At 60.6% G+C, this 13,662-nt stretch carries 11 protein-coding genes; 10 read left to right on the forward strand and 1 reads right to left on the reverse strand.

Annotated features, from left to right (window positions below):
* Positions 1-33: 33 nt before the first annotated feature.
* A complete protein-coding gene (locus OQ248_RS13250) occupies positions 34-774 on the reverse strand; it encodes a ComF family protein (protein WP_265813057.1) in 741 nt (246 codons plus the stop codon).
* A 91-nt stretch (positions 775-865) separates the two neighbouring features.
* Between OQ248_RS13250 and bioB the strand changes: the two genes are divergently transcribed.
* The 10 genes from bioB to OQ248_RS13300 all read left to right on the forward strand — a co-directional run bounded on the left by bioB (position 866) and on the right by OQ248_RS13300 (position 13,617).
* Positions 866-1,921 (forward strand): biotin synthase BioB, encoded by a 1,056-nt coding sequence (gene bioB, locus OQ248_RS13255; protein WP_007959840.1) that lies wholly within the window; start codon positions 866-868, stop codon positions 1,919-1,921.
* A 67-nt stretch (positions 1,922-1,988) separates the two neighbouring features.
* Positions 1,989-3,167: an 8-amino-7-oxononanoate synthase gene (gene bioF / locus OQ248_RS13260; protein ID WP_265813058.1), complete on the forward strand. Its 1,179-nt coding sequence runs from the start codon at positions 1,989-1,991 to the stop codon at positions 3,165-3,167.
* Positions 3,160-3,891 (forward strand): alpha/beta fold hydrolase, encoded by a 732-nt coding sequence (locus tag OQ248_RS13265; RefSeq protein ID WP_265813059.1) that lies wholly within the window; start codon positions 3,160-3,162, stop codon positions 3,889-3,891. The genes bioF and OQ248_RS13265 overlap by 8 nt, the downstream gene beginning before the upstream one ends.
* Entirely contained in the window at positions 3,884-4,696 is an 813-nt protein-coding gene (bioC, locus tag OQ248_RS13270; protein ID WP_265813060.1) for a malonyl-ACP O-methyltransferase BioC, read from the forward strand. Before OQ248_RS13265 ends, bioC begins: the two co-directional genes overlap by 8 nt.
* On the forward strand, positions 4,693-5,373 hold the full coding sequence (bioD, locus tag OQ248_RS13275) for a dethiobiotin synthase (RefSeq protein WP_265813061.1): 681 nt from the start codon (positions 4,693-4,695) through the stop codon (positions 5,371-5,373). The genes bioC and bioD overlap by 4 nt, the downstream gene beginning before the upstream one ends.
* Before the next feature lie 106 nt (positions 5,374-5,479).
* Positions 5,480-5,776, forward strand: a complete 297-nt coding sequence (locus OQ248_RS13280) for a hypothetical protein (protein WP_011336239.1) — start codon at positions 5,480-5,482, stop codon at positions 5,774-5,776.
* A gap of 275 nt (positions 5,777-6,051) precedes the next feature.
* Positions 6,052-7,857, forward strand: coding sequence for a phenylacyl-CoA dehydrogenase (locus OQ248_RS13285; protein WP_085709193.1), 1,806 nt, complete (start codon positions 6,052-6,054; stop codon positions 7,855-7,857).
* Between the two features lie 260 nt (positions 7,858-8,117).
* Positions 8,118-10,232: a cytochrome c peroxidase gene (locus OQ248_RS13290; RefSeq protein ID WP_265813062.1), complete on the forward strand. Its 2,115-nt coding sequence runs from the start codon at positions 8,118-8,120 to the stop codon at positions 10,230-10,232.
* A 208-nt stretch (positions 10,233-10,440) separates the two neighbouring features.
* On the forward strand, positions 10,441-11,730 hold the full coding sequence (locus tag OQ248_RS13295) for a GGDEF domain-containing protein (protein ID WP_114885924.1): 1,290 nt from the start codon (positions 10,441-10,443) through the stop codon (positions 11,728-11,730).
* Positions 11,731-11,820: 90 nt separating this feature from the next.
* Positions 11,821-13,617: an acyl-CoA dehydrogenase C-terminal domain-containing protein gene (locus tag OQ248_RS13300; RefSeq protein WP_265813063.1), complete on the forward strand. Its 1,797-nt coding sequence runs from the start codon at positions 11,821-11,823 to the stop codon at positions 13,615-13,617.
* The last annotated feature ends 45 nt before the right edge of the window (positions 13,618-13,662 follow it).

A 13,662-nucleotide genomic window follows, 5' to 3' on the forward strand; every position in this document is an offset into this window, starting at 1 on the left:
GGAGGAGGAAGTTGGCCGCTTGGCGCGTGCGAGTCAAGCCGCGTCGCCAGGTTTCGGTGTTCGGGCCAGGCAGTAGACGTCGACCCGCGTGGCGCCGGCGTCCACCAGCAGCCGGGCCAATGCCTGGGCGGTGGCGCCGGTGGTCAGCACATCATCCACCAAGGCGAGATGCCGGCCTTTTACATCAGCGTCCGGCACAAGGTTGAAGGCATTGCGCAGATTGCGTTTACGCGCCTTGGCATCGAGTGCCTGCTGGGCGCTGGTGTCCTGAATACGGCGCAGGACATGTTCTTCGCAGGGCAAATCCAGTTGCTTGCCGAGCCACCGCGCCAGCATGGCTGCCTGATTGAATCCGCGCTGCCGCAGGCGTTTGTTCGCCAATGGCACTGGCAACAAGGCGTCCGGGCGAGGCAGGCCCTCGTCGAAGCGATGTTGCAGGAATTGCCCGAGAACCTCGCCCAACAGGCGGCCAAGCGGCCATTTTGCGTTGTGCTTGAACCGGGTGATCAGGCTGTCCACCGGGAAGCCGTAGGACCACGGCACTACCACTTGTTCGAAGGCGGGCGGATCTTTCAGGCAGCCGCCGCATGTCAGGCCTGCTGCGGGCAGCGGCAATGCGCAAGTCATGCATTGATCGCCAAGCCAGGGCAGGTCGGTTTCGCAGGCTACGCAGAGAGGTGTTTCAGTTTCCGCCGGCTCATCGCAAATCAAACAGTGCTGGTTGTTATTTAACCAGATGTAAACCGGTCTATCTTGATGTGGTTGACAGTGCATGACTCTTCCTTAAATATGCCGAACATCCGTGTCGTGCCTGTGGGTATCCCGTTTCCCCAGGCGCAAGCCAAGCATAACCAAGGAATCGCCCATGAGCGCCAGCACCACTGCCACCCTGCGTCACGACTGGACTTTGGCGGAAGTCAAAGCACTCTTCGTTCAGCCTTTCAACGACTTGCTGTTCCAGGCGCAGACGGTGCACCGCGCGCATTTCGACGCCAACCGGGTCCAGGTTTCCACCCTGCTGTCGATCAAGACCGGCGCCTGCCCGGAAGATTGCAAATACTGTCCGCAGTCCGGTCACTACAACACCGGTCTGGAAAAAGAAAAGCTGATGGAAGTGCAGAAAGTCCTCGAAGAGGCTGCCCGCGCCAAGGCCATCGGTTCGACCCGTTTCTGCATGGGGGCGGCGTGGAAACATCCGTCGGCCAAGGACATGCCGTACGTGTTGAAAATGGTCGAAGGCGTGAAAGCCATGGGCCTGGAAACCTGCATGACCCTCGGTCGTCTCGATCAGGATCAGACCGAAGCGCTGGCCAAGGCCGGCCTCGACTACTACAACCACAACCTCGACACCTCGCCGGAGTTCTACGGCAGCATCATCACCACTCGCACCTACAGTGAGCGTCTGCAGACCCTGGCCTACGTGCGCGATGCCGGCATGAAAATCTGCTCCGGCGGCATTCTGGGCATGGGTGAGTCCCTCGATGACCGCGCGAACCTGCTGATCCAGCTGGCCAACCTGCCGGAGCACCCGGAATCGGTGCCGATCAACATGCTGGTGAAAGTGGCCGGCACGCCGCTGGAAAACGCTGACGACGTCGATCCGTTCGACTTCATCCGCATGCTCGCCGTGGCGCGCATCCTCATGCCGCAATCCCACGTGCGCCTGTCCGCTGGCCGCGAGGCGATGAACGAGCAGATGCAGGCCCTGGCGTTCTTCGCCGGCGCCAACTCGATTTTCTACGGCGACAAACTGCTGACCACCGCCAACCCGCAGGCCGACAAGGACATGCAGCTGTTTGCACGTCTGGGCATTCAGCCGGAAGCCCGTGAAGAGCACGCCGACGAAGTGCATCAGGCCGCCATCGAGCAGGCGCTGGTGGAGCAGAAGAGCAGCGAGCAGTTCTACAACGCGGCGGTCTGATCGCCCGTTCTTTCAGGCGCTGCCTCGTGCAGCGCCTGCTGATTCATTTGCCACCCGTGAGGCTTGCATGTCTTTCGATCTCGCCGCACGCCTTGCTGCCCGTCGTGCCGAAAATCTCTATCGCCAACGCCCGCTGCTTGAAAGCCCACAAGGGCCGGAAGTGGTGGTCGACGGTCAGCCGTTGCTGGCGTTCTGCAACAACGATTACTTGGGCCTGGCCAATCATCCGCAAGTGATCGAAGCCTGGCGCGCCGGTGCCTCCAAGTGGGGTGTTGGCGGCGGTGCTTCGCATCTGGTGATCGGCCACAGCGGCCCGCATCACGCACTGGAAGAAGCTTTGGCCGACCTCACCGGACGGCCCCGCGCGCTGTTGTTCACCACCGGCTACATGGCCAACCTCGGCGCGGTCACGGCACTGGTCGGGCAGGGCGATACGGTGCTGGAAGACCGGCTCAATCATGCGTCGTTGCTGGATGCCGGATTGTTGTCCGGTGCGCGCTTCAATCGCTATCTGCACAACGACGCCGATAGCCTCGCCAAGCGTCTGGAGAAAGCCACCGGCAATACGCTGGTGGTCACCGACGGCGTGTTCAGCATGGACGGCGATCTCGCCGATCTGCCGGCGCTGGCCCGGGAAGCCAAGGCCAAAGGCGCTTGGTTGATGGTCGATGACGCCCACGGTTTCGGTCCGCTGGGCGCGAACGGTGGCGGGATCGTCGAGCATTTCGGTCTGAGCCAGGAGGATGTGCCGGTGCTGGTTGGCACTCTTGGCAAAGCGTTCGGCACGGCGGGCGCGTTTGTCGCCGGCAGTGAAGAGTTGATCGAAAGCCTGATTCAGTTCGCCCGACCGTACATCTACACCACCAGCCAGCCGCCGGCGCTGGCCTGCGCGACGCTGAAAAGTCTGGAGTTGCTGCGCAGCGAACACTGGCGCCGCGAGCATCTGCAGACGTTGATCCGCCAGTTCCGCCATGGCGCCGAACAGATCGGACTGGAACTGATGGACAGCTTTACGCCTATCCAGCCGATCATGATTGGCGATGCCGGTCGCGCCGTGCGTTTGTCGCAGATGCTGCGCGAGCGGGGGCTGATGGTCACTGCGATCCGTCCGCCGACCGTGCCTGCCGGCAGTGCGCGACTGCGGGTCACCCTGACCGCAGCACACAGCGAGGCGCAGGTGCAACTATTGTTAGAAGGACTGGCCGATTGCTTTGCCCAATTGAAGTCGGAGCCAAGCCATGCGTGATCGACTGATTCTGCTCCCCGGCTGGGGCCTCGGAGTTTCTCCGTTGGAGCCGTTGGCGGCGGCGCTGCGTGGGCTCGACGAACACCTGACGGTGGAAATCGAACCGTTGCCGGAGCTGGAGTCCAGCGATCCTGCAGACTGGCTCGATGAACTCGATGAGCGCATTCCCCAGGATGTCTGGCTCGGTGGCTGGTCGCTGGGCGGGATGCTGGCTTCAGAACTGGCGGCGCGGCGTGGTGAACATTGCTGCGGCTTGCTGACGCTGGCGAGCAATCCTTCTTTTGTTGCCCATGAACAATGGCCGAGCGCGATGCCGGCGGAAACCTTCGATGCGTTTCTGGCCGGTTGCAGTGCTGATCCGCGTCAGACCCTCAAGCGTTTTTCGTTGTTGTGCGCTCAGGGTGCGCAAGACTCTCGCGGCTTGTCGCGACTGTTGCTGGGCGGTGCGCCGAATACTTCACCGATCGCCTTGATGGCTGGTCTGGAGTTGTTGGCGCAGATCGATACGCGCAATGCCTTGCAGGTGTTTCGAGGTCCGCAATTGCATCTGTTTGCCGGGCTGGACGGGCTGGTGCCGGCGGAAGCTGCGGGCGAGTTGTTCGCGTTGCTGGCAGATGTCGAGGTCGGGCTGATCGAGCAGGCCAGCCATGGGTTTCTTCTGGAAGACCCCCACGGTGTGGCCGGTGCGATCCAGGCGTTTTTAAGTGAGTGTGGTGATGACTGATTTGTCTCTCGCGGCGCTGCCCGGCGGCTTGCCTGACAAGCGCCAGGTAGCGGCTTCCTTTTCCCGTGCAGCGGCCAGCTACGACAGTGTCGCCGAGTTACAGCGTGATGTTGGTACGCAGTTGTTGAATCGCTTGCCGATGGATTTTCTGCCGCCGCGCTGGCTGGATCTCGGCTGTGGCACCGGTTATTTCACAAGAGCGCTGGCCGAACGTTTTGCAGGAAACGAAGGGCTGGCGCTGGACATTGCCGAAGGCATGCTCAATCACGCCCGGCCGTTGGGTGGTGCCACACACTTTATTGCCGGCGATGCCGAACGCTTGCCGTTGCAGGATTCGACCTGCGATCTGATCTTCTCCAGCCTTGCCGTGCAGTGGTGTGCGGACTTCGAATCGGTGCTCGGCGAAGCCTTTCGGGTGCTGAAACCGGGGGGGATTTTCGCGTTTGCTAGTCTTTGTGTAGGGACGCTGTACGAACTGCGCGATAGCTGGCGTCAGGTCGATGGCCTGGTGCACGTCAACCGCTTCCGCGAGTTCGCCCGCTACGAACAATTGTGCGCAGCCAGTGGTTTGCGCACGGTCAGTCTGGAGAATCAGCCGCATGTGCTGCATTACCCGGATGTGCGCAGTCTGACGCATGAGCTCAAGGCGTTGGGCGCGCATAACCTGAATCCCGGTCGGCCGGGTGGATTGACCGGGCGTGCTCGGATTCTGGGTCTGGTCGAGGCTTACGAGCAGTTCCGTCAGCAACAAGGCTTGCCGGCGACTTATCAGGTGGTCTACGCCGTGTTGGAGAAACCCTTATGAGCGCAGCCTATTTCATCACCGGAACCGACACTGACGTCGGCAAGACCACCGTTGCTGCCGGGTTGCTGCATGCCGCCAGATCAGCAGGGTTGAGCACGGCGGCGGGTAAACCGGTGGCGTCCGGTTGTGTCGTGACGCCCAAAGGCCTGCGCAACTCTGATGCCCTGGCATTGCAGGCCGAGTGCTCTTTGCCGCTGACTTATCAGCAGGTCAATCCGGTAGCGTTCGAACCGGCGATCGCGCCGCATCTGGCGGCGCGAGAGGCCGGTGTGGCGCTGACCGTGCAATCGTTGCTGGGGCCGATGCGCGAGATTCTGGCCATGAACGCCGACTTCACATTGATTGAAGGCGCGGGCGGCTGGCGGGTGCCGTTGGCGGATCAGGACAATCTGTCGGATCTGGCGATTGCGTTGCAGCTGCCAGTGATTCTGGTGGTGGGCGTGCGCCTTGGGTGTATCAGCCATGCTTTGCTGACGGCCGAGGCGATTGCCCGAGACGGACTGCAACTGGCGGGATGGGTGGCGAACATCATTGATCCGAAGACATCACGACTTGAGGAAAACCTGGCGACGCTGGCCGAGCGGATTCCGGCGCCGTGTCTGGGACGAGTGCCGAAACTCAAGGCCGTCAGCGCCGAGACGGTCGCCGATCATTTGCAACTGGATCTGCTCGACTGATTTTGGCTATGACAAGGCACTGTGCCATTAGTGTTTTTGACGGGTGTTTTTCTGACGCCTCTGGTTCAATGGCACCCATTGATCCTTCCCAAGGATGAGAGCTCCCATGGAAATCTCCGGAAACACAGCTTTTTATGCAGGTCTGAGCACCATTCAGACCGGGCAGAACCGCGTCGATCAGGCCGCCAGCCAGATCGCCAACAACACCATCGAGCGCTCGGTCACCAGCCAGTCTTCCGAGGCCCAGATCGATCGCCTGCGCGGTGTGGATCGCAGCCAGCAAATGGATCCGGGCAGCGCCATGGCCGAGATGGCCCAGGGCAAGTTTCAAGTGGAACTGGGCACGAAAGTCGCCAAGGCATCCGATGAAATGCTCGGTACGATCATCGATACGTTCGCCTGATTTTCTGATATCCGCTGAGCCAGACGCCGCGACTGTTCGCGGCGTTTTTCGTTGTAAGTCCTTCTCCCTCAACTAATCTTTTTTCATTGCACATGGCTCGTCCGGGCGCATGTCGTGGTGCTGTGTCCGGCGTTCGGAAAATGTGATGACGAATGGCAAAAGAACGACGCTTGACAAGATTTCGGCGTAAACGTATGTTTCAAACAACTGTTTGACCGTCACAACAAATCAATGCGGTCGTTCATTCCCGGTTACATCAGCAGAGGTTTATCGCTATGCCTGACTACAAGGCCCCCTTGCGTGATATTCGCTTCGTTCGTGACGAACTGCTCGGCTACGAAGCGCACTATCAGAGCCTTCCAGCGTGCGCAGAGGCAACGCCGGACATGGTTGACGCCATTCTCGAAGAGGGCGCCAAGTTTTGTGAGCAGGTGCTGGCACCGCTGAACCGCGTGGGCGACATCGAAGGTTGCACCTGGAGCGAGTCCGGTGTGAAAACCCCGACTGGCTTCAAAGAGGCCTACAAGCAATTCGTGGAAGGCGGCTGGCCAAGCCTGGCCCATGACGTCGAGCACGGCGGTCAGGGCCTGCCTGAGTCGCTGGGCCTGGCTGTAAGCGAAATGGTCGGTGAAGCCAACTGGTCGTGGGGCATGTACCCGGGCCTGTCGCACGGTGCGATGAACACCATTTCCGAGCACGGCACCCCAGAGCAGCAGGAAGCCTATCTGACCAAGCTGGTCTCCGGCGAATGGACCGGCACCATGTGCCTGACCGAGCCGCACTGCGGCACCGACCTGGGCATGCTGCGCACCAAGGCCGAACCTCAGGCCGACGGTTCCTACAAAGTCTCCGGCACCAAGATCTTCATCTCGGCCGGTGAACACGACATGGCCGACAACATCGTCCACATCGTACTGGCCCGCCTGCCGGATGCACCGGCCGGCACCAAAGGCATTTCCCTGTTCATCGTTCCGAAGTTCCTGCCGAACGCAGACGGCACTGTGGGCGCTCGCAACGCGGTGAGCTGCGGTTCGCTGGAACACAAGATGGGCATCCACGGCAACGCCACTTGCGTGATGAACTTCGACGGCGCGACCGGTTTCCTGATCGGCCCGGCGAACAAAGGCCTGAACTGCATGTTCACCTTCATGAACACCGCACGTCTGGGTACCGCGCTGCAAGGTCTGGCCCACGCCGAAATCGGCTTCCAGGGCGGCCTGAAATACGCTCGCGACCGTCTGCAAATGCGCTCCCTGACTGGCCCGAAAGCGCCGGACAAAGCCGCTGACCCGATCATCGTGCACCCAGATGTACGCCGTATGCTGTTGACCATGAAGGCATTCGCCGAAGGCAACCGTGCAATGGTTTACTTCACCGCGAAACAGGTCGACATCGTCAAATACGGCGTGGACGAAGAAGAGAAGAAGAAAGCCGACGCACTGCTGGCCTTCATGACTCCGATCGCCAAGGCGTTCATGACCGAAGTCGGTTTCGAATCCGCCAACCACGGCGTGCAGATCTACGGCGGCCACGGCTTCATCGCCGAGTGGGGCATGGAGCAGAACGTTCGCGACAGCCGCATCTCGATGCTGTACGAAGGCACCACCGGCATCCAGGCACTCGACCTGCTGGGCCGTAAAGTGCTGATGACTCAAGGCGAGGCTCTGAAAGGCTTCACCAAGATCGTCCACAAGTTCTGCCAGAACAACGAAGGCAACGAAGCCGTCAAGGAATTCGTCGCCCCGTTGGCTGCACTGAACAAAGAGTGGGGCGAGCTGACCATGAAGGTCGGTATGGCCGCCATGAAAGACCGCGAAGAAGTCGGCGCGGCTTCCGTGGACTACCTGATGTACTCCGGTTACGCCTGCCTGGCCTACTTCTGGGCTGACATGGCGCGTCTGGCTGCTGAAAAACTGGCTGCCGGTACCACCGACGAGGCCTTCTACACCGCCAAGCTGCAAACCGCGCGCTTCTACTTCCAGCGCATCCTGCCGCGTACCCGTACGCACGTGGCAACCATGCTGTCGGGCGCCAACAACCTGATGGACATGAAGGAAGAAAACTTCTCGCTGGGCTACTAAGCCTTTACGCGGTCGTTCTGAAAACCGCTGCGCCTTCGGGGGCAGCGGTTTTTTTGTGCCCGGATTTCCCCAATCCCGGGGCTGATTCCCCAGCATCGACGACGGCTTTGCTCAGCCGATCCGCTGTCCTGATTGATTCAAGATGTTTCCAGAAGAGTGGCCAATTAATTGCACTGCCCGAATTACCGGTGCTAACCAGAACTGCCTGCTCAAAGAAGCATGACGCCCGGCACTTAACAACAACAGTCAGGGTGAAGCCTATGAACATCAGTCGACTCGCTCGTTTGACCTTCTGGTTACCCATCGCGCTGTCAGTCCACAGCGCATGGGCCGCCGACCCCGCCGAAGTCGATCCTCCCGTGCCCGAGGTTCCGTCGCTGCAGTCGTTGCGCGGGATGGTGCCTCCCGATCCGTCCGGAACCGAAGGCGGGCGCAAGGTCGACTTGATGACCGACTACGTGCTCAACCGCTCTGCCGCGATCCTGTTGGGCAAGGCATTGTTCTGGGACATGGAGATCGGCAGCGACGGCGCAACGGCGTGCGCATCCTGCCACTACCATGCCGGCGTCGATCACCGCATCACCAACCAGATCAACCCCGGCCAGGCCAACACCAACGCCAACGTCGCGTCGATTTTCAACAAGCCGTTTGTGGCCTCTGACATTCCCGGTGATGTGGCGACCTACTCAACGTTGTCCGGCGGCAAGGGCGGGCCGAACTACACGCTGAAAAAAACCGACTTTCCGACTCATGTGCTGAACAATCCGCTGGAGCGCAACTCGCCGATCGTTTTCTCGACTGACGATGTGGTTGGCTCGCAAGGTGTGTTCGATGCCAACTTCGTCAAACCCAATCAGCCGCGGTTCGACAAATGCACCCAGCAGCCGGACGGCCTGTTTCAGGTCGGTGGCATAAACGTTCGCCGCAGCACCGGACGCAATGCGCCTTCGGTGATAAACGCTGCGTTCAACGTGCGCAACTTCTGGGACGGTCGGGCCAACAACGTGTTCAACGGATTTTCGCCGTTCGGCAATCGCGATCCGGATGCGGGGATCTACGTGACCAGCGAACGCAGCACGGTCGCGACCAAAGTCAGGCTGGCGCTCAACGATGCTTCCGCCGCCTCGCAAGCTGTCGGCCCGCCCGGCAGCCCGGTGGAAATGTCCTGCGGTGGCCGTACCTTTGCCGACATCGGTCGCAGGATGCTCGACACGCTGATGCTCAAGCAGCAACGGATCTCGTCCAGCGATTCAGTGCTCGGCCCAGTGTCCGGTGCGCGGCGTCCGACTTATCGCGAACTGATCAAGAATGCCTTCCAGCCCCGGCTGTGGAACGCCACGCAAAATGTGTTGGTGGGCGGCGCGCCGTACACCCAGATGGAAGCCAACTTCCCGCTGTTCTTCGGCCTGGCGATCCAGATGTATGAAGCCACGCTGGTCTCCGATCAGGCGCCGATCGATGCCTACCTGCAAGGCGATCACACCGCGATGAACGCGCAGCAGGTCGAGGGCATGAACCTGTTCCTCGGCAAGGGCAAATGCGTCAATTGCCACGGCGGGCCGGAGTTGACCAACGCGGCGAGTCGCTTGCTGATGCACCCGCGTGAGCGTATCGAACGGATGGTGATGGCCGACAATCTGACCACTCTGTACGACAACGGCTTCTACAACACCGGCGTGCGGCCAACTTCCGAAGATCTGGCCCTCGGTGGCGCGGATGCCTGGGGTAATCCGTGGTCGTTCACCCGCCAGTACAACACGGTGTTGCAGGGTGGAAAATCAGTCGATCCGCTGGATGTCGACGTGTGCACCTTCGAGGCGCCGCTGAGTGCAGCGATTCCGTGCGATGCCACGCTCAAGCCGAATGTCGGGTTCCGCGATTCAGTCGACGGCGCATTCAAGACCCCGACCCTGCGCAACATTGCCTTGACCGGCCCGTACTTCCACAACGGCAGTCGCGCCACGCTCAAGCAGGTCATGGAGTTCTACAACCGTGGCGGCGACCGGCGCGGCGAGGATGCCAACAACACCAGCGGTTTCGAGCACCCGGCGGTGAATCAGCACAACACCTCCAACCTCGACCCGGACATGACGGCGCTGAACCTGACGCCTGATGAAATCGACGCGCTGGTGAAATTCATGGAGGTCGGCCTGACCGATCCGCGCGTCGCCTGGGAACGGGCACCTTTCGATCATCCGTCGCTGGTCATTCCGCAGGGCCACGTCGGTGATGAAAATGCCGTGACCCAGCGCCCGGCCAGTCCGAAAGTCACGACCCGTCAGGCAACGGATGCGGTGCTCAATCTCAAGCCTTATGGCGCTGAAGGCCGGCCGGCGGCGGAGGGCCCATTGCAGCCGTTCTACAACGATCTTTGAGTAGAAATGATCGTCATGGCCATCAAACATGATGGCCATGACGGAAGTTTCATGTTTGTCAGGGAAAAAACCTTGATTGAAGGCTCAGAAACCAAGGGATTCGGCCGTTAAAGAGACAACCTGTGATCTGGATCACATTGTGTGTGCGTAACTGGCCACATTGCAGGCACAATGCCATCTCTTTGCCAAGACGGTCGGAGCTTTACCCTTGCCGCGTTCTTCCGCTGTACGTTTCAGTCATTTCATACCTTCACTGCTGTTGTTGCTTGCGGGGTTGGCGGCTGCGTACGTCAAAGACCTCAACGTGTTCTTCACCTCGCTGTTCAACGTGTTGCCAACCCTGGTGCTGTTGCTCGGCGGGTCGTATTGCGCGGTTTACCGACGCCAGCGCGAACTGTTTCTGATGGTCACGGTGTACATCGCCTACTTCCTGCTCGACACCCAGACCGACTATTACCGCGACAACGGCAAGGTGCGCGAAGACGCGGCCGTGGTGTTCCATCTGGTGTGTCTGCTGCTGCCCTTGTTGTTTGGTCTGTTCGCCGCGTGGCAGGAGCGTACGCACCTGTTTCAGGACATGGTGGCGCGATTTGCCGTACTGCTGGCCTTTGGCAGTGTGGCGCTGGGGCTTGAGCAAAGTTATCCGCAGGCGTTGCTGATGTGGCTCTCGGAGATTCGCTGGCCGGCGCTGCACGGCGCGTGGATGAGCCTGATCCAGATGTCTTACCCGGTATTCCTTTCAGCATTCTTGCTGTTGGCCTGGCAGTACTGGCGCAACCCGCGTCCGCTGCACGCGGCACAACTGGTGGGGTTGCTCGGGGTGTTCTGGATGCTGCCGAAAACTTTCATCCTGCCGTTCACCCTGAACATCATGTGCAGCCAGGTGATGCTGATGATTGCGGCGGCCGTAGCGCATGAGGCTTATCAAATGGCCTTCCGTGACGAGCTCACCGGTCTGCCGGGCCGTCGCGCACTCAACGAGCGCATGCAGCGGCTGGGTCGCAACTATGTGCTGGCGATGAGCGACGTTGATCACTTCAAGAAATTCAACGACACCCATGGTCACGACGTGGGTGACCAGGTTCTGCGACTGGTGGCCAGCAAACTGTCCAAAATCAGCGGTGGGGGTAGGGCCTATCGTTACGGCGGCGAGGAATTCGCCCTGGTGTTTGCAGGCAAGACCCTTGAAGAGTGCATGCCGCACCTGGAAGTCATCCGCGAGTCGATTGCGTCCTACAATATCCAGCTGCGCAATCAGGAAAACCGCCCGCAGGACGATCAACAGGGGCGTCAGCGACGAGGCGGCTCCGGTGCGTCCAGCGTATCGGTCACGGTCAGTATCGGTGTCGCCGAACGGGTCGAGCAGCGCACCCCGGAAGACGTGCTCAAGTCCGCCGACCAGGCGCTCTACGCCGCCAAGGGCGCGGGTCGCAACTGCGTGATGGCGTTCGGTCAGAACCGCCGTGGTGCGGTGCGCATGGACAGCGCCGCAGGTTGAGTGATGACGGCGCATTCAGCGTCTGGACAGTGATTGTGGGGCAGGGTGGCCGGCAGTAGGTTGAAACGATCTGCTGACGGAGAAGCCACCATGCCCGAGTACAAAGCTCCCCTGCGCGACATGCGCTTTCTGATCGACCACGTCTTCGACTTTCACACTCAGTACGCGGCCCTCGGCGCCCACGACGCGAGCCCGGACATGGTCAACGCGATCCTCGACGAGGGTGCGAAGTTCTGTGAAAACGTTCTGGCACCGCTCAATCGCAGCGGCGACGAAGAAGGCTGCCATTTCGACAACGGCGTAGTGACAACGCCAGCAGGCTTCAAGCAAGCCTTCGCACAATACGTGGAAGGTGGCTGGCACGGTCTGGCGGCAGACCCGACCTATGGTGGCCAGGGCCTGCCGAGTTCGCTGGGGCTGGTGATCAGCGAAATGGTCGCTTCCAGCAACACCTCCTGGGGCATGTACCCGGGCCTGACCCACGGCGCGATGTCAGCGATCCACGCTCATGGCACCGAAGAACAGAAAAACACCTATCTGCGCAAACTCACCGCCGGTCAGTGGACCGGCACCATGTGCCTGACCGAAGCCCATTGTGGCACCGACCTGGGCATCATCAAGACCCGCGCCGTGCCTCGGGCCGACGGCAGTTATGCGGTCACCGGCAGCAAGATTTTCATCTCCGCCGGCGAGCACGACCTGAGCGACAACATCATTCATCTGGTGCTGGCCAAACTGCCGGACGCCCCGGCGGGCACCAAAGGCATTTCGCTGTTTATCGTGCCGAAATTCCTCCCGGATGCAGCCGGCGAGGCGGGGGAACGCAATGGTGTTTCCTGCGGTTCGATCGAACACAAGATGGGCATCAAGGCCTCGGCCACCTGTGTGCTGAACTTCGATGACGCCAAAGGCTTCCTGATCGGCGAACCGAACAAAGGCCTCAACTGCATGTTCACCATGATGAACCACGCGCGCCTCGGCACCGGGATGCAGGGCCTGTGTCTGGGCGAGGCAAGTTTCCAGGGCGCAATCAAATACGCCAACGACCGCTTGCAGATGCGCGCCCTGACCGGCGCCAAAGCTCCGGATAAACCGGCCGACCCGATCATCGTCCATCCGGACGTACGACGCATGCTGCTGACCATGAAAGCCTTCAACGAGGGCAACCGTGCGCTGACCTATTTCACTGCGCAGATGCTCGACGTCGCGCACCTGAGTCCGGATGCCGAGGCGCGTCAGGAGGCCGAAGATCTGCTGGCGTTCCTTACCCCGATCTGCAAGGCGTTCATGACCGACACCGGGCTGGAGGTGACCAACCACGGCATGCAGGTGTTCGGTGGCCACGGTTTCATCCGTGAGTGGGGCATGGAGCAACTGGTTCGCGACTGCCGGATTGCACCGATCTACGAAGGCACCAACGGCATTCAGGCGCTGGATCTGCTGGGGCGCAAAGTCCTTGGCAGCCAGGGCAAGCTGCTGCGCAACTTCACCAAAATCGTCCACAAATTCTGTGCGGCGAATGCCGGGCATGCGCAACTGGGCGGGTTTGTGACGCAGCTTGATGGCCTCAATCAGCAGTGGGGCGAATTGACCATGCAAGTCGGCATGGCAGCGATGAAGAACCCGGATGAGGTCGGCGCCGCGTCGGTGGATTACCTGATGTACAGCGGTTACATCGTCCTCGGCTATTTGTGGCTGCGTATGGCGCTGGTCGCCCAGGCACAGTTGGAGTCGGGCGAGGGTGATGGCGATTTCTACCAGGGCAAACTGGCGACGTGCGAGTTTTACTTCAAGCGGCTGTTGCCGCGTACCGCTGCGCATCGTGCGGCCATTGAGGCAGGCAGTGATTGCCTGATGAAACTGCCGGCGCAATTGTTCTCGCTGTAACACGCCACTGTTAAACAAAAGAGCCCGCTGATTGCGGGCTTCTTT

Origin of the sequence: Pseudomonas sp. COW5 (genome assembly GCF_026240005.1) — a bacterium.
Classification (GTDB): domain Bacteria; phylum Pseudomonadota; class Gammaproteobacteria; order Pseudomonadales; family Pseudomonadaceae; genus Aquipseudomonas; species Aquipseudomonas kribbensis.